General features: G+C 72.0%; 19 protein-coding genes. 6 read left to right on the top strand and 13 right to left on the bottom strand.

What is annotated here, in order from left to right; translation table 11 throughout:
• Window positions 1-159: 159 nt before the first annotated feature.
• Window positions 160-1,557, bottom strand: a complete 1,398-nt coding sequence (locus tag KN815_RS07610) for a DUF6421 family protein (protein WP_216340980.1) — start codon at window positions 1,555-1,557, stop codon at window positions 160-162.
• 308 nt (window positions 1,558-1,865) lie between these two features.
• Here KN815_RS07610 and KN815_RS07605 point away from each other — a divergent pair, with 308 nt between their 5' ends.
• Window positions 1,866-2,549: a glycerophosphodiester phosphodiesterase gene (locus tag KN815_RS07605; protein ID WP_216340979.1), complete on the top strand. Its 684-nt coding sequence runs from the start codon at window positions 1,866-1,868 to the stop codon at window positions 2,547-2,549.
• A gap of 42 nt (window positions 2,550-2,591) precedes the next feature.
• Here the strand turns inward: KN815_RS07605 and KN815_RS07600 are convergent, their stop codons facing one another.
• A complete protein-coding gene (locus KN815_RS07600; protein ID WP_216340978.1) occupies window positions 2,592-3,149 on the bottom strand; it encodes a GNAT family N-acetyltransferase in 558 nt (185 codons plus the stop codon).
• A 121-nt stretch (window positions 3,150-3,270) separates the two neighbouring features.
• Here KN815_RS07600 and KN815_RS07595 point away from each other — a divergent pair, with 121 nt between their 5' ends.
• Window positions 3,271-3,657 carry a VOC family protein gene (locus tag KN815_RS07595; RefSeq protein ID WP_216340977.1) on the top strand — a complete coding sequence of 129 codons (387 nt, stop codon included), beginning with the start codon at window positions 3,271-3,273 and terminating at the stop codon, window positions 3,655-3,657.
• Window positions 3,658-3,807: 150 nt separating this feature from the next.
• Here KN815_RS07595 and KN815_RS07590 read toward each other — a convergent pair whose 3' ends face one another.
• Window positions 3,808-4,227 (bottom strand): PPOX class F420-dependent oxidoreductase, encoded by a 420-nt coding sequence (locus KN815_RS07590; RefSeq protein ID WP_216340976.1) that lies wholly within the window; start codon window positions 4,225-4,227, stop codon window positions 3,808-3,810.
• Between the two features lie 215 nt (window positions 4,228-4,442).
• Between KN815_RS07590 and KN815_RS07585 the strand changes: the two genes are divergently transcribed.
• The 4 genes from KN815_RS07585 (at window position 4,443) to KN815_RS07570 (ending at window position 7,939) form a co-directional block, all read left to right on the top strand.
• The gene (locus KN815_RS07585) at window positions 4,443-5,093 is read left to right on the top strand and encodes a DUF5134 domain-containing protein (RefSeq protein ID WP_216340975.1); all 651 of its coding nucleotides are present in this window, start codon (window positions 4,443-4,445) and stop codon (window positions 5,091-5,093) included.
• A gap of 109 nt (window positions 5,094-5,202) precedes the next feature.
• Window positions 5,203-6,138: a M56 family metallopeptidase gene (locus tag KN815_RS07580; RefSeq protein WP_216340974.1), complete on the top strand. Its 936-nt coding sequence runs from the start codon at window positions 5,203-5,205 to the stop codon at window positions 6,136-6,138.
• A 146-nt stretch (window positions 6,139-6,284) separates the two neighbouring features.
• Window positions 6,285-6,974: a phosphatase PAP2 family protein gene (locus KN815_RS07575; protein WP_216340973.1), complete on the top strand. Its 690-nt coding sequence runs from the start codon at window positions 6,285-6,287 to the stop codon at window positions 6,972-6,974.
• Window positions 6,971-7,939 (top strand): pirin family protein, encoded by a 969-nt coding sequence (locus KN815_RS07570; protein ID WP_216340972.1) that lies wholly within the window; start codon window positions 6,971-6,973, stop codon window positions 7,937-7,939. The genes KN815_RS07575 and KN815_RS07570 overlap by 4 nt, the downstream gene beginning before the upstream one ends.
• A gap of 262 nt (window positions 7,940-8,201) precedes the next feature.
• On the opposite strand, the gene KN815_RS07565 is transcribed toward KN815_RS07570, so the two are convergent.
• From KN815_RS07565 to KN815_RS07520, 10 genes are all read right to left on the bottom strand, one after another.
• Entirely contained in the window at window positions 8,202-8,714 is a 513-nt protein-coding gene (locus KN815_RS07565) for a copper chaperone PCu(A)C (protein ID WP_216340971.1), read from the bottom strand.
• A 70-nt stretch (window positions 8,715-8,784) separates the two neighbouring features.
• On the bottom strand, window positions 8,785-11,073 hold the full coding sequence (locus KN815_RS07560) for a heavy metal translocating P-type ATPase (protein ID WP_216340970.1): 2,289 nt from the start codon (window positions 11,071-11,073) through the stop codon (window positions 8,785-8,787).
• A complete protein-coding gene (locus KN815_RS07555; protein WP_216340969.1) occupies window positions 11,073-11,330 on the bottom strand; it encodes a hypothetical protein in 258 nt (85 codons plus the stop codon). Before KN815_RS07555 ends, KN815_RS07560 begins: the two co-directional genes overlap by 1 nt.
• A 145-nt stretch (window positions 11,331-11,475) precedes the next feature.
• Window positions 11,476-12,411: an L-tyrosine/L-tryptophan isonitrile synthase family protein gene (locus KN815_RS07550; RefSeq protein ID WP_216340968.1), complete on the bottom strand. Its 936-nt coding sequence runs from the start codon at window positions 12,409-12,411 to the stop codon at window positions 11,476-11,478.
• 59 nt (window positions 12,412-12,470) lie between these two features.
• Window positions 12,471-13,727 carry a cytochrome P450 family protein gene (locus tag KN815_RS07545; RefSeq protein ID WP_216340967.1) on the bottom strand — a complete coding sequence of 419 codons (1,257 nt, stop codon included), beginning with the start codon at window positions 13,725-13,727 and terminating at the stop codon, window positions 12,471-12,473.
• A gap of 12 nt (window positions 13,728-13,739) precedes the next feature.
• Window positions 13,740-15,566, bottom strand: a complete 1,827-nt coding sequence (gene asnB, locus KN815_RS07540) for an asparagine synthase (glutamine-hydrolyzing) (protein WP_216340966.1) — start codon at window positions 15,564-15,566, stop codon at window positions 13,740-13,742.
• A 34-nt stretch (window positions 15,567-15,600) separates the two neighbouring features.
• The gene (locus tag KN815_RS07535; protein ID WP_216340965.1) at window positions 15,601-17,031 is read right to left on the bottom strand and encodes an MFS transporter; all 1,431 of its coding nucleotides are present in this window, start codon (window positions 17,029-17,031) and stop codon (window positions 15,601-15,603) included.
• A 45-nt stretch (window positions 17,032-17,076) separates the two neighbouring features.
• On the bottom strand, window positions 17,077-17,907 hold the full coding sequence (locus tag KN815_RS07530) for an ABC transporter ATP-binding protein (RefSeq protein WP_216340964.1): 831 nt from the start codon (window positions 17,905-17,907) through the stop codon (window positions 17,077-17,079).
• Window positions 17,904-18,986, bottom strand: a complete 1,083-nt coding sequence (locus KN815_RS07525) for a FecCD family ABC transporter permease (RefSeq protein WP_216340963.1) — start codon at window positions 18,984-18,986, stop codon at window positions 17,904-17,906. The genes KN815_RS07530 and KN815_RS07525 overlap by 4 nt, the downstream gene beginning before the upstream one ends.
• The gene (locus KN815_RS07520) at window positions 18,986-20,062 is read right to left on the bottom strand and encodes an ABC transporter substrate-binding protein (RefSeq protein WP_216340962.1); all 1,077 of its coding nucleotides are present in this window, start codon (window positions 20,060-20,062) and stop codon (window positions 18,986-18,988) included. Before KN815_RS07520 ends, KN815_RS07525 begins: the two co-directional genes overlap by 1 nt.
• Window positions 20,063-20,204: the final 142 nt, after the last annotated feature.

The raw sequence follows: 20,204 nt of genomic DNA, 5'->3' as shown, positions 1-20,204 counted from the left end.
TGGCCCGGCCCGCGGGGCCGGCCGCGCCGGCCACCGCCACCACCGCACCGTCCAGCGGCCGCTCGCCCGGTTCGTTCGGGCTGGGGCTCGACGTCGGTGTGGTCATGCTCGCTGCCTCCTCGTTCTTCCCCGCTCGGCGGCTGTCCGCCGTCGCGGGGCTCATGCCGCCGCCGGTAGGTCGCTGCCGGCCGTGATCCCCTTGGTGGAGGCGACCACGTCACGCAGCTTCTTCGCAAGTGCCTCGTAGAACATGCTCAGCGGAAACTCGTCGGGGAGCACGTCATCGACGAGCTTGCGCGGCGGCTGGGCCAGGTCCAGGGCTTCCGGGCCCTTGGCCCAGACCGAGCCGGGGTGAGGTGCGAGATACGTCGACACCAGCTCGTACGCCTTGAACCAGTGGACCAGTTTGGGGCGGTCGATGCCGTCGCGGTAGAGCTTCTCGATCTCGCCGCAGAGCTGGTTGGTGACCTGCGAGGCGCGGGACCAGTCGATATGCAGGGTGTTGTCCGTCCAGCGTACGACGTCGTGCTGGTGGAGGTAGGCGAAGAGCAACTGGCCGCCGAGCCCGTCGTAGTTGCGGACCCGCGCGCCGGTGACGGGGAACCGGAACATCCGGTCGAAGATCACGGCGTACTGGACGTCACGACCCTGGACGACCCCCTCGGCCTCCAGCTTCACGGCCTCCTTGAAGGCCGTGAGGTCACAGCGCAGCTCCTCCAGCCCGTACATCCAGAACGGCTGCCGCTGCTTGATCATGAAGGGGTCGAACGGCAGGTCGCCATGGCTGTGGGTGCGGTCGTGGACCATGTCCCACAGGGCGAACGCCTCCTGGCAGCGGCGCTGGTCGGCGAGCATGTCCCGGATGTCCTCGGGGAGTTCGAGCCCGAGAGTCCGGACGGCGGCATCGCTGACCCGGCGGAAGCGGGCCGCCTCGCGGTCGCAGAAGATGCCGCCCCAGGTGAACCGCTCGGGGGCCTCGCGGACGGCGATGGTCTCCGGGAAGAGCACCGCGGAGTTGGTGTCGTAGCCGGAGGTGAAGTCCTCGAAGGCCAGGCCGCAGTAGAGCGGGTTGTCATAGCGGGTGCGCTCCAGCTCGGCCAGCCAGTCCGGCCAGACCATGCGCAGCACCACGGCTTCCAGATTGCGGTCCGGGTTGCCGTTCTGCGTGTACATGGGGAAGACCACGAGGTGCGGGAGGCCGTCGGCGCGCGTGCGGGCGGGCTGGAAGGCGAGCAGCGAGTCGAGGAAGTCGGGGACCGCGAAGCCGCCGTCGGCCCAGCGGCGCAGATCCGCGACGAGTGCCCGGTGGTAGTCGGCATCGTGCGGCAGCAGCGGGGCGAGCTTCTCGATGGCCTCGATCACCCGGGCGATGGTCGCCGCGGCGATCTCACGGGTGGGGGCACCCTCGGCGTCGAAGTCGATGGAGCCGTCCTTGGACTGCCACGGGCGAAACGTTTCGACAGCGTCCTTGAGGGTCGGCCAGGCCGGATGTTCGACCACACGCTCTGCTGACAGAACGCCACCTTCAGCTATCGGGGACGAAAGAATTTCCGTCATGACCACTCCTTCACCGGAGAAACTTGCGTACGCCCACCGTATCCATCAGACACTCCTTCGCTCAAGCGACGGTACGGGAAATCATCCTGTGCCACACCCGCAGCACCGCAGTTTTTCCTGCCCCCATCGGCCTGGCTCATGTCACGGCCCCGCTTGAGCAGTCCTGTCATAAGCGGCCGGTATGGTGTGCGCCGGTCCGGCGGCCCGCCCGCCGAGAGCCGACGAATCTGCCTCCCCACTGCCTCCCCCCGACCCGACGAGACGACCCGACGAAGGCCGTCAAGGGCCGTCAGAAGAGCGAGACAGCGTTGACTTTTCTCACCATCGGACACCGCGGAGTGATGGGCGTCGAGCCGGAGAACACCCTCCGATCCTTTGTCCGGGCCGAGCACGAGGGCATGGACGTCATCGAACTGGACCTGCACCTCAGCAAGGACGGCGCGCTCGTGGTGATGCACGACGCGGACGTCGACCGCACCACCGACGGGAAGGGCCCGATCAGCGACTTCACCCTCGCGGAGCTGCGTGAGCTGGACGCCGGGGAGGGTGAGCGGATTCCGGTCTTCGAGGAGGTCGTGGACGCCGTCAAGGCGCCGCTCCAGGCCGAGATCAAGGACACGGCGGCCGCCCGGGCGCTGGCGGAGGTGCTGGCCGGCCGCGATCTGCTGGACCGGGTGGACGTCCTGTCCTTCCACGACGAGGCGCTCGCCGAGATCCGCACCCTGCTCCCCACCGCCCGCACCGCCCTGGTGGCCAGCCGCTACGGCCTCGATGTGATCGACCGGGCGCACGCCGTCGACGCCGGAATGCTGGTGCTCAACATCCGCAGGGTGACCCTGGAGCTGGTGGAGCGGGCGCACGCCGCCGGCCTCCGGGTGATCGGCTGGACCGTGAACACCCCCGACCATCTGAAGCTGGTCCGCGGCCTCCGGCTGGACGGCGCCACCACCGACTTCCCGGAGATCCGGCGGGCGGCGCGCTTCACGGCGTGACGCCCTTACCGGCCACCTTCACCCGTACGGCGTAAGCGGGGCTCAGTCGAGGGGCTTGACCAGCAGCTCGAACTCGAGGTCGGCACGGCGCGGCACGCCGACCCGCTCATCGCCGTACGGGAACGGGGTCAGCTTGCCGGTACGGGCGTAGCCGCGCCGCTCGTACCAGGCGATCAGCTCCTCACGGGCGGTGATCACCGTCATATGCATCTGCGTCGCGCCCCACTCCGCCCGTGCGAACCGCTCGGCCTCGGCGAGGATCGCCTTGCCCAGTCCCCCGCCCTGGAGCGCGGGCCGGACCGCGAACATGCCGAAGTAGGCGTGCTCGCCGCGGTGCTCGAGCCGGCAGCAGGCGATCAGCTCACCGGCCCGCTCGACGATCACCATGCGGCCGTTCTCGTCCCGCACCACGGCCGCGACCCCCTCCGGGTCGGTGCGCCGCCCGTCCAGGAGGTCCGCCTCCGTGGTCCATCCGGCGCGGCTGGCCTCCCCGCGGTAGGCGGACTCGATCAGGGGCACCAGCGCCGCCACATCGGCCTCGGTGGCCGGGCGGAAGGTGAGCGGGGCGGTGGCTCGTACGGTGGCGTCCGCGGTGTCCATGGCGTCGGCAGGGTCCCTTCGGGGGTCGGGGTCCGTTGGCGAGGGTGGGGGCGGTCGGCGGTGGTGGCGGCAAAGTGACCTTAACCTGCCCCAAGCGGGTCGGGGTGCGTAAGGTCGCGGCATGGTTCACGTACTGAGCAGCCGCGTTCTGCTGCGGCCGACGGACCCCGAGCGCTCCCGGGCGTTCTACGGCGAGGCGCTGGGTCTCGCGGTCTTCCGGGAGTTCGGGACGGGCCCCGAGCGGGGCACGGTCTACTTCCTCGGCGGGGGCTTCCTGGAGGTCTCCGGCCGCTCCGAGACCCCGCCCGCCCCGGGCCTCCAGCTCTGGCTCCAGGTCGCGGACGCGGCGGCGGCGCACAAGGAGCTCACCGCGCAGGGGGTCGAGGTGCTGCGCCCGCCGAAGAAGGAGCCGTGGGGGCTGGTGGAGATGTGGATCGCGGATCCGGACGGTGTGCGGATCGCGGTCGTGGAGGTCCCCGAGGAGCATCCGATGCGCTACCGGCCCTGACGCCTTCCGCAAGCCTTTACGCACTCATCGCCCGACGGCGGCCGGGCGCCCTGCCCCCGCTCGGCCGCCCCGGCGCCGAGCCGTCCGCCCGCCCGCTCCGGCTCCCGCTGGCCGGGGGTGGTGGGGCGGACGGCGGGCGGTTCCGGGGGATCAGCCGGGCTGGCTGTTCTCCTTCTGCTCGCCCCAGCCGTGCCAGCGGTCGATCTCGATCCATGCGCTGACCCGGCCGCGGTCCCGCTGCGGGTAGTCCTTGCCGAGGTATTGCCGGGACAGCCGATCGATTCCGGACAGGTCCTCGTCGTCCTTGAGCTCGACGACCCGGCCGATGAGGCTGATGTGGTTGTACCAGTTCGCCTCGTCGATCACGGTGAGCGTGACCCTGGGGTCGTTGCGGATATGGCTCAGCCGCTTGCGGCCCTCGTCCATGTTGACCAGGACCCGGCCGTCGTCCCAGAGGTACCAGGTGGCGGTGGACACCGGCTGGCCGTCGGACCGGATCGTCGCGATCACGGCCGGGTTGGGCTTCTCGAGCATGGCGACCGCGGTCTCGGGAAGCGGTGGATTCGACACGGGCTCTCCTCCTCGTAGAACGGCTGTTCACGACCCATGGTGCGGCGGGGGCCTGCTTGATCCACGGGCCGCAACTCTCACGGTGCCATACCGCGCCGCGCGCCCCTTGCCACACCGCGCGCATCGCGCTCCCCCACTGCGCCCATGCGCTCCCATGTGTGGCGCCACGGCAGGGGATGTCTCCTGGTACTACGTCCCCCTTCGGGAGGTGTGCCGTGCACGGAGCTCCGCTTGTCGGCTGGCTGCTGGTCGCGCTCTGCGCGACCACGGGTGCCTACTGTCTGCTTCAGATGCGCGGTGAGCCGCCCGGGCCGGGGCGGCGGACAGCGGGCGCCGAGGCACTGATGGGGTGGGGGATGGCGGCGATGGCGGTGCCCTCCACCGTGCTGGACACCCGGCCATGGGGTCCGCCCGCGTTCGCGGCGGTCTTCGCCGTGGCCGCCGTAAGGGCTCTGCTGCCGATGGTGCGCGGCGCGGGCTTTCCGGGCCACCGTCTGCATCACGCCATCGGGGCGCTGGCGATGGTCTATATGGCGCTCGCGATGATGACGGGCACCACGGGCGGCCACCATCACACCGGCCAGATGGCACCGGGCCGGATGGCGGGCGGGGTGCCGCTGCTGACCGGGCTGCTGCTCGTGTACTTCGCGGTCTACGTCGTACGGTCCGGGCTGCGGCTCGTACCGATGACGGACGGCGCACTGGACGGCGCGGGGATCAGAGCCGTGGACGATGCGGGGGCGGGCGCCGGGGCCGGCGCGGGGGCGGGCTCGTCCGGTATCGGCTGGTCACGGCGGCCCGAGCTGCGGCATGCCTGCCGGCTGTCGATGGGGATAGGGATGTTCGCGATGCTCCTGGCCCTGTGAGAGGACGGCGGGCCGGGCCGTAGCCGCGCCCGTGGCCGCATCGTGGTATGCGTCACTTCCCCGTCGTGAACGTACCCGGCCCGAGCTTCGCGATCATAGGGTGACCGCCATGTTGGTCCCGTTCGCGCTGATGGGCCTCGGCGCACTGGCGGCGGCGATGGCGCCGCGCCTGCTGTCCCGCTCCGACTGGATCGACCGCGAACCTGTCCTCGCCCTGTGGGTGTGGCAGTGCGTGGTCGTCGGGGTGCTGTTGTGCTGCGCGCTGACCATGGCGCTCACCGCCGCGGCCGCCTGGGAGGCCGTGCGCGGCAATGTCTTCGCCCCCGCGCCCAAGGGCGTGGTGGAGGCGTACGCGCTCTCCGGCTACGGGCCGCTGGCCGCGCCCGTCGCCCTTGTGCTCGCCCTCGGGGCCGTCTGGAGCGCGGTGATGCTCACCCGCGAGATCGGCCGCGCCCGCGCCTGGCGCAGGCAGCACCGCGCCGAACTCCTCGTCCGCTCCCCCGTCTTGCCCGGCGAGGAGCCCAGTGGGGAGCGTCTGGTCGTCCTGGAGGGCGACAAGCCGGACGCCTGGTTGCTGCCGGGCACCACCCCTCAGCTCGTCATCACCACGGCGGCGCTGCGCCGCCTCAAGGGCCGTCGGCTGGACGCCGTCGTCGCCCATGAGCAGGGCCACGCCCGCGCCCGCCACCACTGGCTGCTGCACTGCTCGGGGGCGCTGGCGAGCGGCTTTCCGCGGGTGACCATGTTCGCGGCGTTCCGCGACGAGGTGCACCGGCTGGTCGAGCTGGCCGCCGACGACTCCGCGTCCCGGCGCTTCGGGCGGACGACCACCGCGCTCGCGCTGGTCGAACTCAACGAGGACCGCGGCGTGTTCGGCCCCAGCCCCAGCGCGCTCGCCCAGGTCCCGCAGCGGGTGGACCGGCTGCTGGCCCCGGCCTCCCGCCTCTCGGTGGGACGCCGCTGGCGCCTCACGGCCACCGCGGCGCTCGTCCCGGCCGTCCCACTCCTGGTCACGCTCGTCCCGGCGCTGCGGGTGCTGGGGTAGCCGTTCGCGGCACGCGGCTACTGGCCCCGGCGGCCGTCCGGGCCAGTAGCCGCGTGGCCCCGGAGCTGTCACAGGCGCCTTCTGGCCCCGGAGCCGTCGCAGGCGCCTTCTGGCCCCGAGGCCCGCCCGTCGGCGATCATCGACCCATGCAGTCGGCAACCCTCCACCGCCGAGCCGCCCGCACCGCGGCCGTGTTCACCGCACTCTTCCTGGTGCTGCTCGTCCTGGTGGCCGCCCATTGGGGGCCCCTGGACAGCGTCGACCGGGAGATCGTCGTCGCCCTGCACCGCTCCGCCGTGGAGCACCACGGCTGGACCCGGGCCAACAGAGTGCTCACGGACTGGATCTGGGACCCCTGGACGATGCGTGCGCTGCTGGCCGTGGCCGTGGGGTGGCTGCTGTGGCGCCGGGAGCGGCGGCTCGCCCTGTGGGTCGCCGTCACGGCGGCGGTGGGCACGGCGCTCCAGCAGACGGTGAAGGCCGCCGTCGACCGGGAGCGCCCCCGGTGGCCGGACCCAGTGGATACGGCGCATTACGCGGCCTTCCCCTCCGGCCACGCCCTGACCGTGACCGTCACCTTCGGGCTGCTGCTGTGGCTGATGACACTGCACGGCGCTCCGGCGAAGTGGCTGCGGCTCATGGCCGCCGTCGCAGCCGTGTCCGTGCTGGGTGTCGGCTTCACCCGCCTGTATCTGGGCGTCCATTGGCCCAGCGATGTGCTGGGCGGCTGGCTGCTGGGCGCGGCGCTGGTGTACTGGGCGATCGCCGCGTACGGCTACGCCCAGAGCCATACGAGTGAGCGTGAGTCATCCCCGGATGGGAGAGTGCGGTCATGAGCAATCTCGATGTGAGGCCCGCGGCGACCGTATGCGGCGGCCGCGATGACGTCACCGCCCAGCCGGTTCGCGAACTGCTGGCCGCCAAACAGGTCGCACTGGGCGAATCCACGATGGTGCGCCGACTGCTGCCCAGCTTCGGGCGGCGCATGGTCGGCGCCTGGTGCTTCATCGACCACTACGGCCCGGACGACATCGCCCAGGAGCCGGGCATGCAGGTCCCTCCGCATCCGCATATGGGGCTACAGACGGTGAGCTGGCTGCATGACGGCGAGGTGCTGCACCGCGACAGCGTCGGCAGTCTGCAAACCGTGCGCCCCGGCGAGTTGGGGCTGATGACCTCGGGCCGGGCCATCGCGCACTCCGAGGAGTCCCCGCGCGAGCACGCCCGCCTGCTGCACGGGGCACAGCTATGGGTCGCGCTGCCCGACGGCGACCGCCATATCGCCCCCAGGTGGGAGCACCACGCCGAGCTGCCATGGGTGACCGGCGGCGGAGGGCTGCGGGCGACGGTCATCCTCGGCGAACTGGACGGCGCGGCCTCGCCCGGGACCACGTTCACCCCGCTGATGGGCGCGGACATCGCCCTCGCGGCCGGTACCGACACCCGGCTGCCGGTGCGGCCCGACTTCGAGTACGCGGCGCTCACCATGTCCGGCGAGGCCGAGGTCGACGGAGTCCGCCTCGCCCCCGGCTCCCTCCTCTACCTCGGCTGCGGGCGCGCCGAACTGCCGCTGCGGGCGGATGTGGACAGCGCGTTCATGCTGCTGGGCGGGGAGCCCTTCGAGGAGAAGATCGTGATGTGGTGGAACTTCATCGGGCGCTCCCACGATGAGATCACCCAGGCGCGCGAGGACTGGGCGGCGGGCACCCGCTTCGGCACGGTGCACGGCTACGACGGTGGCCCCCTGCCCGCCCCCGAACTCCCCCCGGTGCCCCTCAAACCCCGCGGCCGCACACGCTGACCCTCGTCCGGTAGGCAAGCAGGCACCATTTCGCGGGTTCCGCACCCCGGTCAGTTCCATGACCGCGGCATGGCATCTGCTGTGGGGCCGGCTCCGCCCCGATCCGCTCCTCCTCGCCCGGGAACGCCTGGAGGCCGAGGAGCGGGCAGCCGCCGGGACGCGTTCCGGACCGGCCCCCGACAAGGGGGCGCCAGGGGCCCGGGAGTCACTGGCCGACACCCGGACTCACCAGCCTGCCGGGCCGGGGGCGGCCAGGGCGTGCTCACCGATCGCCGGGGCGTACGACGACGGCGATGGTCTCGACACGTCCGCTGTGTTCGAACCGGAGGGTGAAGGGCACCAGGTCTCCGGCCCGCCAGCGGGCCGTGGCCGGGACGGTCACATCGCTGGTGAACGGTGACATGTCGAGCGTGCCGCCCGCCGGAACCGGCAAGGAGTCCGCGAGTTGCCGGGAGCCGGCTCCCCGCCCGGTCATCCGGTGACGGCTGAGCGAGATCCCCTCGGCGACCGCGGAGGAGGTCACCTCGATCAACCGGTCCTGCGCACCCCCCGTGTTGGTGATGCGGAAGAACGCGGCGGTCCGGGGCACTCCCGGGGCGGGGAGGAAGAGCTGTGCGTCGGTGACGCCGATACGCGGGGGGCTGCCCGCGTTGCCCGAGGCGGTCCAGGTGGCGAGGCCGCCCAGGGCGAGGACACAGGCGCAGAACGGAGCGGCCGCGGCCCGCAGGGTGTCCGTGAGGCGACGGCGGGTGGGCGTCCAGGAGAGGGTCGTCATCGGGCGGGTCTCCACCTCGGTGTCGGGTCGCAGCTACGGGCGGGCAGCCCAGCGGCGGCGTACAGGGGCGTCACAGTGGCTTCCGCGCGGCAGGTGCGGCGGGCCGGGAGGGGCGGTGGCCGGCCGGCGACGGCTGCCAGGCGCGTAGCCGCAGGCTGTTGCCGACCACCAGCAGCGAGCTGACCGACATCGCGGCCGCCGCGAGCATGGGGTTGAGCAGGCCGACCATGGCCAGCGGTACGGTCACGACGTTGTAGCCGAACGCCCAGAGCAGATTGACGCGGATCGTGCCGAGCGCACTGCGGGCGAGGCGGACCGCGTCCGCCAGGGTCTCGATGTCACCGCGTACCAGCGTCACATCGGCCGCCCCGATCGCCACATCCGTGCCCGTGCCCATGGCGATGCCGAGGTCGGCGCCGGCCAGGGCGGCCGCGTCGTTGACCCCGTCACCGACGACGGCGACCCGGTAGCCCTGCTCCCGCAGCTCCCGGACGAGGGCGGCCTTGTCCTGCGGGGTGCACCGGGCGTGCACCTCCTCGATGCGGAGGTCGGCGGCGACGGCGCGGGCGGGCGCCTCGCGGTCGCCGGTGGCGAGCACCGGTCGCACGCCCAGGCGGCGGAGCCGCTCCACGGCCCGGTAGCTTCCCGGGCGCAGCACATCACCGACCTCGATCAGTGCCTCGGTCTCGCCGTCGACGCGGACCACGACCGGTGTACGGGCGGCGGTCTCGGAGGCCGACAGCGCCTGGGCCAATGCCGGGGGCAACGCGTCGTCCGGGGCCAGGACCTCGACCAGCCGGTCCGCCACCCGCCCGCGCACGCCCTTGCCCGGCAGCGCGACGAAGCCGGCCACCGCCGGGAGGGACTTTCCGGGAACGGTGCGCCGGGCATAAGCGGTGATGGCACGCCCCAGCGGGTGTTCCGATCCCTGTTCGACCGCCCCCGCCAGCCGGACCAGTTCCTCCTCGCCGAGCCCGCCCGGTACGGCGGTGACCCGGGCGACACTCATCTGCCCGGAAGTGAGGGTGCCGGTCTTGTCCAGTACGACGGCGTCCAGGTGCCGCAGCCCCTCCAGCGCCTGCGGTCCGCTGACCAGGACGCCCAGTTGGGCGCCCCGGCCGGTCGCCGCCATGAGCGCGGTGGGGGTCGCCAAGCCCAGCGCGCAGGGGCACGCCACGACCAGGACGGCCACGCTCGCGGTGATCGCGGCCTGTGGCTCGGCACCGGCCCCGAGCCAGAATCCGAGGACGGTGACGGCCAGGGTGAGCACGACCGGGACGAAGACGCCCGCGGCCTTGTCGGCGAGTCGCTGCGCCCGTGCCTTGCCCGCCTGGGCCTCGGTCACCAGCCGGGTGATCCGGGACAGTTGGGTATCGGCGCCCACCGCGGTGGCCCGTACCAGGAGCAGGCCCCCCGCGTTGACGGCACCGCCGGTCACGGGCGTGCCGGGGCCGACTTCCACCGGCTCGCTCTCCCCGGTGACCAGGGACAGATCGAGGGCCGAGCTGCCCTCCACCACCGTGCCGTCGGTGGCCAGGCGCTCGCCGGGCCGGGCGACGAAGACCTGGCCGACCCGCAGTTCCTCGATCGGGACCAGGCGCTCGCCGTCGCCGTCGCGTACCGATACCTCCTTGGCGGCCAGCCGGGCCAGGGCGCGCAGTGCCGCGCCGGTCCCCCGCCGGGCCCGCGTTTCCAGGAAGCGGCCGGCGAGGACGAACAGCGGTACGCCGACGGCGGCTTCCAGATAGACATCGGCCACGCCGTCCGAGGCCCTGGGCACCAGGCTGAAGGGCATCCGCATCCCGGGTTCGCCGGCCCCGCCGAAGAACAGCGCGTAGGAGGACCAGGCGAAGGAGGCCACGACACCCAGTGACACCAGAGTGTCCATGGTCGCCGCCGAGTGGCGCAGGCCGCGCGCCGCCCGCAGGTGGAAGGGCCAGGCTCCCCAGACGACGACGGGGGCGGCGAGCACGAAGCACAGCCACTGCCAGTTGCGGAACTGGAGACCGGGAACCATCGACACGACCAGCACCGGGACCGCGAGCAAGACCGTGACCACCAGCCGGTCGCGCTCCCGCCGGGCGTCCTTGGCCTCGTCCCCGTCCTCGCGCCGTTCCTTCATGGGCGGCTCGGGCAGCGCGGCGGTGTAGCCGGCCTGCTCGACGGTGGCGATGAGCTGGTCCGGGCCGACCTCGGGCGGGTGGTTCACCCGGGCCCGGCCGGTGGCGAGGTTCACGGTGGCCGTGACCCCGTCCAGCCTGGCCAGCTTCTTCTCGACACGTTTCACACAGGCCGCGCATGTCATGCCGCCGATGGAGAGGTCGGTCATGACGGCCAAGGCCGTCGGTTCGTCGGCCATCAGCGTCCGCTCCCCTGGTCCGTGTCCATGCCGCCCATGTCCATGCCGCCACCGCCGTGGCCGTCTCCCGAGCCGCCGTCTGTCGTGCTGGTGCCGTGCATGCCGGGGGCGACGGGCCCGGCGCCCGCGCCGACGGCGTAGGAGGCGGCGAACACCATCGCCAGCAGCAGCAGGAATCCGCACAGCGCCGGCGGGGGCAAGGCCCTGGACAGGAACGCACCCGGTGTCCGGCGGGCAGATGGGCTGGGCTGCGCCATATGAGGAAACTTCCAATCACTCCGTACGGCTTCAGCGGATCCGGCCGTACCGGTAGAGGAGTCGGGACGACCGGTAGCCGAGTTCCGGCGCCGTGCTGTGATGCGCGTCATGGCACCAGGCTCGTCCGGCGAGCGGGTGACCTGCTCAGTCCTGTTCATAGTGGCTCGGTCTGCCGTCACGGTGGACGAGACGGCCGAGCCGCTCCGCGCGGGCGCGGGGCATGAGCGTCCAGGTTCCGTCGGAGCGGTGCAGGGCGGCCGAATGCCAGGGGGTGGTCCAGACATCGGTGGTGTCGAGGAGGCGGATGCCGAATTTGGCGGCGCCGATGGGCTGGGGGTGGATGGACAGCCGTACGGAGCCGGGGTGGTGTTCGGCGATCAGGTCGCCCCAGGCCCGGCTGCGCTGGATGACGCCGTAGGCACGGGTGCGGCATACGCGTTGGAGGGCGGAACGGGTGCCGGTGAAGTCGGCGGTGTCGTCGACGAGGAACCGGGTGATGCCCCGGTACAGGGCGAGGGTGTGGTCCTCGGAGCGGACCTCGGCTCGCAGCGCCTCCAGGCTGGGGGCGTACCGCTCGTGCACCTGGGCGCGCTTGGTGTGGTGGGGCAGGTCGCCCAGGACGTCGCGCAGATCGAAGACGGAGAGGCGGTGCAGTGCCAACTCCCCTATGAGGCGTCTGAGTTCGTCCGCGTAGGCGTCTATGTGGTCATCCGGGACGCGGATCAGGTCGCCGAAGACATGGCCGTCGGAGCAGATGATCACGCGGGCGCCCGGCGGATGGACCCGCTCGATCTCCTCGCACAGGGTGTTCAGAAAGCCGAGGGAGAGGCGTTCGCCCTGGTCCGGCAGGTGGCCGAGGACCTTGGCGGGGTTGGGCGACTTGCAGGGGAAGCCGGGCAGGGTGAAGACCACAGGTTCTCCGGCGCGGACAAACCCGCCGATCTGGCGCAACTGGTGTGCGAACGACTCCGCGGCCGTGGGCGTGGGGTCGGTCGTGCGGTGGTACGGCAGCAGCAGGTCCAGGATGGCGGCGCTCATGCTGCTCGTGGAGCGGGTGTCCGGTGCGGTCGTCAGCGGCATGAGGTGGGTTCCTCCGTGGGGGTGTGCGCGACGCGGGCATGGGGGCATGCGGGCATGCGTCAGACGCGTCGGTCGTAGCCGACGGGCAGGTGGTTGGTCCCCCGGCCGAGGACGGCCGGGATCCACTCGATGTCCCCGTCGTCGATGGCCAGATGCGCTCCAGGGAGGCGGGCCAGGAGGGTGCCCAGCGCGATCTGGAGTTCGGCGCGGGCCAGGGCCGCGCCGGGGCAGAAGTGGATGCCGTGGCCGAAGGCCAGGTGGGGGTTGGGCGAGCGGTCGAGGTCGAGGGTGTCGGGGTCGGGGAAGCGGCGCGGGTCGCGGTTGGCGGCGCACAGGGAGATGATCAGCGAGTCGCCGGCCGGGACCTCGGTGCCGTGCAGGTCGCTGTCCTGGTCGAAGAAGCGCCAGGTGGTCAGCTCGAAGGCGCTGTCGTAGCGGAGGAGTTCGTCGACCGCGCGGGGCATCAGCTCCGGGTTGTCGCGCAGCCGGGCGAGTTCGGCCGGGTGGCGGAAGAGTGCGATCAGGGCGGTGGTGATCTGGTTGGTGACCGGTTCCTGGCCCGCCACGAGGAGCTGGAAGATCATCGAGTCCAGTTGCTCCTGGGAGAGTTCGCGGCGGTCATGGGCCACGACCAGGCGGCTGAGCAGGTCGTCCGCCCAGTGTTCGCGCTTATGGGCGACGACCTCGGCTATATAGCTCTGGAGCCCGTGCAGACGGGCCTCGTACAGCGGGCGTCCGGGGTCGGCCGGTCCGACCGGCTGGACGACCTTGCCCCAGTCACGGTCGAAGCGGGCCGCCAACTCGCTCGGCAGGCCGATGACTTCGGCGAGGACCTGGAAGGGAAAGCGGGCGGCGAAGCCGGTGACCAGGTCCGCGGGGCCGGTTTCCGGGAGGGCGTCCACGAGGGTGTCGGCCAGCTTCTGGAAGCGGGGCCTCAGTTGCTCGATGCGGCGCGGGGTGAAGGCGTCGGTGACGAAGCGCCGCATGCGGGTGTGGGTCGGCGGGTCCTGGTGGAGGAGGTGGACCTGGAGCTGGGAGTGCTGGGGCTCGGGCATGATCGAGGCGCGGGCGCGCCAGCGGTCGTTGCCCCGGTCGTGGTTCTTGCCGAGGCGCTCGTCGCCGAGTGCGGAGTGCGCGGCGTCGTAGCCGGTGACGAGCCAGGCGAGTACGCCGCTGGGAAAGCGGACGCGGTGCACCGGGCCCCTCTCGCGCATCCGCTCGTAGAGGGGGTACGGATTGCTCTTGTAGGGGCAGCCCATCAGCGGCACGGGCTCTGGCAGGGCCTCGGGGGCCGTCCCGGATTCCTGGAGGGTCATGGAAGGTGCTCCTCAGAGGGCGAGTTCGGGCTGGTAGTGGTCCAGCCACAGGGCGAGATCGACGACGCGTTCGAGGCGGAGGCGGTGGCCCCACTCCAGTTGGCCGGGCGGGGTGTCCAGGCAGGGTTTGATGCGGGTCTCGTCGACGAGGGAGCGGACGGTGGCGTCGGCGAGGGCGTCGCGGGCCATCTGCTGAAGGCCGCGGTTGTAGTCGGGGTGATGGGTGGCCGGATAGTGGTTCTTGGGGCGGTGCAGCACCGAGTCGGGGGCCAGTCCGGTGCCCGCCGCACGCAGCAGGCTCTTCTCCCGGCCGTCGAAGTTCTTCAGAGCCCAGGGGGTGGTGAAGGCGTACTCGACAAGCCGGTGATCGCAGTAGGGGACGCGCACCTCCAGGCCCTGGGCCATGCTCAACCGGTCCTTGCGGTGGAGGAGTTGACGCAGCCAGCGGGTGAGCGAGAGGTGCTGCATCTCGCGCTGCCGGTGCTCGGTGGGCGTCTCGCCGTCGAGGTGCGGTACGGCGGCCAGGGCGGTGCGATAGGTGTCATCCCGGAACTCGCCGATGCGCAGGTCCAGTTCGGGGTTGAGCGGCATCGCGGCCTCGTCGCCGGTCACCAGCAGCCAGGGAAAGGTGGCGGCGGCGAGCGCCTTGGGGTTGTGGAACCAGGGGTAGCCGCCGAAGACCTCGTCGGCCGCCTCGCCGGACAGGGCGACGGTGGAGTGCTTCCGGATCTCCCCGAAGAGGAGGTGGAGGGAGGTGTCCATGTCGCCGACGCCGATCGGCGAGTCGCGGGCCACGACCACGGCCCTGCGGTGCTCGGGGTCGAGCAGGGCACGCGGGTCCAGCACCACCGTGCTGTGGTCGGTGCCGAGGAACGCGCCCGCTTCGGTGGCGTACGGGGTGTCGTGGCCGGTGCGCAGCACATCACCGGTGAAGCTCTCGGCCTGGTCGCTGTAGTCGACGGCGTAGGAGCGGATACGGGCGCCCGGGCCCTCGCGCAGCCGCAGTTCGTCGGCGAGCAGGGCGGTCAGGACGGTGGAGTCGATGCCGCCCGACAGCAGGGAGCACAGGGGGACGTCGGCCTCGAGCTGGGCGCGGGCGGCGGTGCTCACCAGGTCGTGCACACGGGTGACGGTCGCGTCCCGGTCGTCCGGATGGGCGTCGGCCTCCAACTGCCAGTAGCGGCGCTCGCGGATGCCGTCCCGGTCCAGGAGGAGCAGGCCGCCGGGCTCGACCTCCCGCACGCCGGACCACACCGTCGGACCGGTGTTGAACAGCAGGCTGTACGCCTCGCGCAGCCCGTCCGCGTCCACCCGGGGCCGTATCTCCGGGTGGGCGAAGAGCGCCTTGGGTTCGGAGGCGAAGGCCAGACCGCCCTCCACCTCCGCCCAGAAGAGGGGTTTGACACCGAGCCGGTCGCGGACCAGGAGCAGCCGCTGGGCCCGCTCGTCCCAGACGGCGAACGCGAACATGCCGTCCAGGTGGTCGGCCACCTTCTCGCCCCATTCGGCGTAGCCGCGCAGCACCACCTCGGTGTCGCTGCGGGTGCCGAACTCGTGTCCCAGGCCGCTCAGTTGTGAGCGGAGTTCATGGTGGTTGTAGATCTCGCCGCTGTAGGTGAGCACGGTGGTCGGGGCGTCGGGCCGGTCGGTCATCGGCTGAACGCCACCGGCGAGGTCGATGACGGCCAGGCGGCGGTGGCCGATCGCGGCGCGCGGGCCGAGCCAGACTCCGGCCGCGTCGGGGCCGCGCGGGGCCAGGGTGGCGGTCATGGCCTCGATGACCGGGGCCTGGGTGCGGGGGTCCTGGTGGAAGGACACCCAGCCGGTGATTCCGCACATGGGTGCGACTCCTCGGTGGGGGTGGGACGGTGGCTCAGCGGGGTGCGGCGGGCGCCGCGTCGGTGGTCTTCTCGCTGCGGTTCGCGGGACCGCGGGCGGGCCGGGCGAGCAGCGGTACGGCGGAGCAGGCGGCGAGGGCGGCGAGGGCCAGCCCCGCCCGTACGCCGTCGTCCTGGCCCGCCATCCCCCAGGCCGCCGTGGCCAGGGCCGGTCCGAGAGTGAAGCCGAGGCTGCGGGCGAGCTGGACGGTCGAGCCGACGGTGGCGGCGCGGTCCGGCGGGGCGGCGCCCATGACCAGGGCCTGGGCCGGGCCGCCGGTCAGGCCCATGCCGAGTCCGGCCAGGGCGAGCCGCCAGGCCACGTCGGGAGGGGACCAGCCGTCGCCCAGCGGGACGAGCAGCAGCAGGCCGATGGCGGTGAGCGCGGCGCCGGTGACCGCGACGGGCCGGGCCCCGTACCGGTCGGCGAGCCGTCCGCCGAGCGGGCCCGCCAGCCCCATGCCGAGGGGGAAGGCGAGCACCGTCAGGCCGGTGGTGGTCGCGCTGACGTCCTCGTCGCGCTGAAGGTGCAGGGCGACCACGTAGTGCATGGCGGCGAAACCCACCGCCAGCGCCAGTACCGCGCCATGCGCCCGCAGCAGCCCCGCCGCCCGCAGCACACCGGCCACCGGACGGCCGCCCGGACCCCGCAGCCACCACCACAGCGGCGGTGCGGCGACGAGGGCGAGCGGCAGCCAGACGGGGGTATCGGAGGCCAGGGTCAGGGTGAGCAGGAGGATCGTTACGCCAGTGGCTATCAGGGCGGTGTCGGCGAGGAAGCGCCGGTCCACGCCGCGCAGGCGGCCGTCCCGGGGCATCGCCCGCCACACCACGGCCAGCGCCAGCAGACAGAACGGGATCTTGACCAGGAAGATCCAGCGCCAGCCCAGATGGTCCAGGAGCAGACCGCCGACCGCCGGTCCGGCGACGGCGCCCAGGGGGCCGAGGGTGGCGGGCACGCTCATCGCCCGCCCGCGCAGCTCGGGCCGCACCGAGCGGAGCGCCAGCACCGGCATCAGCACGAACAGCACCGCGCCGCACCCGCCCTGTCCGATCCGGGCGGCGATCAGCCAGGCGGCCCAGGGGGACGCGGCGGCAAGCGCGCTGCACAGCGCGAAGCCGCCGGTGGCGACCAGCAGCGCGGGGCGGGTGCCCACGGCGTCGAGCCAGCGGCCGACGGGCAGCAGGAGGGCGACGACGGGGAGTTGGTAGCCGAGTACCGCCCACTGGGCGGTCGCCGCCGGTACCCGCAGGCCCTGGGAGATGTCCGCGAGCGCCACGTTGACGATGTTCATGTCGAGCATCGCCACGAACGCCAGCGCGCCCGCCACGGCCACCAGGAGCCAGCGGTCACGGACTTCGGGTGGATCCGCCGGCCGCTCGGGTACGTCCCCGGCCTGATCCGCACCGGACGCGTCGTCGGTCATACACCCCTCCCTCTGGCAGGTCGGCCGCCGAGCGACGGCCTCGCTCTAGAAGTCGGGCAAATCGCGGAGTGAGTTCCCGGATGTATCAGGAAAAATGGCTGGATTGCATAGTTCCCGGTGGTCGAAGGCGATCAGCGGGTCCCCGGTCAGCGGATGCTCGACCACGGCGGCACGTACGCCGAACACCTCGGCCAGCAGGGGCGGTCGCAGCACCTCGCGGGGTGTACCGGAGGCGACCACGCGCCCCTCGTGCAGGACATGCAGCCGGTCGCACACGGAGGCGGCGGCGTTGAGGTCATGCAGCGACACCAGGGTCGTACGGCGTCGGCCGCGCAGCAGGGCGAGGAGTTCGACCTGATGGCGTACGTCGAGGTGGTTCGTCGGCTCGTCCAGGACCAGGACGTCCGTCTGCTGGGCGAACGCACGGGCCAGCAACACACGTTGCCGCTCGCCGCCGGACAGCTCGGTGAAATGGCGGTCGGCGTGGTCCCCCATGCCGACGTCCGCGAGAGAGCGCTCGACGATGTCCCGGTCGGCGGCGTCCTCCCCGGCGAACGCCCGCTTGTAGGGGGTGCGGCCCATGGCGACGACCTCGCGTAAGGTCAGCTCGAAGTCCCCGCCCCGCTCCTGCGGAAGCGCGGCGATGTGCCGGGCCGACCGCGCGGGGCTCAGCTCGCGGATGTCGGAGCCGTCGAGCAGCACACGTCCGGCGGCGGGCTTCAGATGCCGGTACACGGTCCGCAGAAGAGTGGACTTGCCACTGCCGTTGGGTCCCACCAGGCCGGTGATCTCGCCTTCGGCCGCGATGAGGTGGGCATCGGCCACGACCGTACGTCCGGCATACGCGACCCGCAGGTCCTCGATGTCGATCCTCAACTCCCGCTCCCCAAGCGCCGGTCCAGCAGATACAGCAGCGCCGGAGCGCCGATCAGCGAGGTGACGACCCCGACCGGCAGTTCCTGCGTGTCCATGGCCGTGCGGCACACGATGTCGACCACCACCAGCAGCAGCGCGCCGAAGAGCGCCGACACGGGCAGCAGCCGGCGGTGGTCGCCGCCGACGACCAGGCGGCATACGTGGGGGACCATGAGGGCGACGAAGGCGATGGCCCCGGAGACCGCGACGAGGACTCCGGTGAGCAGGCTGGTGACCGCGAACAGCTCACGGCGCAGCCGTACGACGTCGATGCCGAGCCCGGCCGCCGTCTCATCGCCCATCAGCAGCGCGTTCAGGCCCCGGGCCCGAGCCTGCAACAGCAGCAGGACCGCCGGAACCGCCACCGCAGGGGCGGCCAGCAGCGGCCAGCTCGCCCCGCTCAGGCTGCCCATCAGCCAGAACAGCACACTGTGGGTCTGCTGCTCGTCCCCGGCCTGGAGAACGAGGTAGCTGGTGAAGCCGGACAGAAACTGCCCGATGGCCACCCCGGCGAGCACCAGCCTGAGCGGCGCGAATCCGCCACCGCGCCGCGCCACCGCCCAGACGAGAGCGAAGGTGGCCAGGGCTCCCGCGAAAGCGGCACCGGACAGACCGAGGCCCAGCGCTCCCCCGCTGCCGAGGCCGAGGACGATGGCGGCGACGGCGCCGAGGGAGGCGCCGTTGGAGACACCCAGGAAGTACGGGTCGGCCAGCGGGTTGCGGACGAGGGCCTGCATCGCCGTACCGACCAGGCCGAGCCCGGCACCCACCAGAGCCGCCAACAGGGCGCGGGGCAGCCGCAGTTGCCACACGATCAGGTCGTTGGTGCCGGGCCGGGGCGCGTCGCCGCTCAGTCTGCGCCAGACCACGCTCCACACCTCACCGGGCGGGATCGACGTGGAACCCCAGGCGACCGCCGCTGTGAGGGCCGCGAGCAACGCGACCGCCAGGAGCAGCGCCAGCGGCCCGGCGGGCATGGAACGCCGGGTGCGCACACGGGCATCGGTGCCCTTCCGGCTCACTGTGGTGTCGAGCGCCATCAGCCGATCTTGCCCGGGTGGAGGGCCTTGGCGATCTCCTTGACGGTGTCGGCGTTCTCGACTCCGCCGATGGTGGTCCGCTCGGAGCCGATGCGCAGGAAGTGGCCCTCCTTGACGGCCTTCAGGCCCTTGGTGGCGGGGTTCGACTCCAGCCACTTTTGCGCCTCGTCGAACGCCTTCTGGTTCGCCGCCTCGCTGCCCCGATTACGGACGCCCAACTGGATCCAGTCCGGGTTCCGGGAAATGACGTCCTCCCAGCCGACCTGCTTGTAGTCGCCGTCGCAGTCGGCGAAGACATTGCGGGCACCGGCCAGAGTGATCACCGCGTTGGCGACCTGGCGGTTGCAGACGGCGGTGGGCTGCTTGGTGCCGGCGTCGTAGTCGAAGAAGAAGTACGTCGGCCGCTCGCCCTCCGCCGTCCCGCCGACCGCCTTCCGGACGGCGTCCACCTTCCCCTTCATGCCGTCGACGAGTTCCTTCGCCTTCGCGCCGGTGCCGGTGACCGCACCGAGGGAGGTGATGTCGGCCTCCACCGCGGACAGGTCGGTCACCGCGCCCTTGTTCCGCGCCGCGCAGGCGGTGGACTTGAGGTAGATGTGCTTGATCCCGGCCGCCTTGAACTCCTCCTCGGTCGGCGCGTCGCCCATGCCGCCGCCCATGTTCATCGAGGCGAAGGTGTCGATGTACAGATCCGCGCCGGAGCCGAGGAGCTTCTCCTTCGGAATCACGGATTGGCCGAGCACCTTCACCTTCCGCGCCTGCGCGTCGAGTTCGCCGGGCAGCGTTCCCTTGCCGGGCGGAAAGCCGGTGCCGATGACGTTGCCACCGGCGCCGAGACGGAGCAGCAGTTCCAGGCTGGAGGCGTTGCTCGTGACGATCTTCTCGGGGGCCTTGGAGAACGTGGTCTTGGCGCCCATGCAATCGGTGACGGTGACCGGGTAGTCGCCGGTGGCCGGCTTCTCGTCGGCGGGGCCCGCCTTGTCACCGCCGCCACTGCCGCCTCCGTCGCCACAGCCCGCCACGAGGAGGCCACCCAACACCGCGGCCGTCGTACCCCACCACACACGAGAACGCATCGAAACTCTCCTGGATCCACTTGATACACGGGTTGCCCCGGATCAGTAGTCGTGGCGGATACGGCATCGGTTCCCGCCCGTTGGGAGCCGCTGAGAGTCTCTGGATTCGAAGGGCAGACTGGGTACGTGGCGTCGGTGACGC

Source organism: Streptomyces niphimycinicus, from assembly GCF_018883605.1.
In the GTDB taxonomy this organism is placed as follows: Bacteria; Actinomycetota; Actinomycetes; order Streptomycetales; family Streptomycetaceae; genus Streptomyces; species Streptomyces niphimycinicus.
The sequence above is the reverse complement of the archived record's forward strand: the minus strand, read 5'-3'. Positions and strand labels throughout refer to the sequence as shown.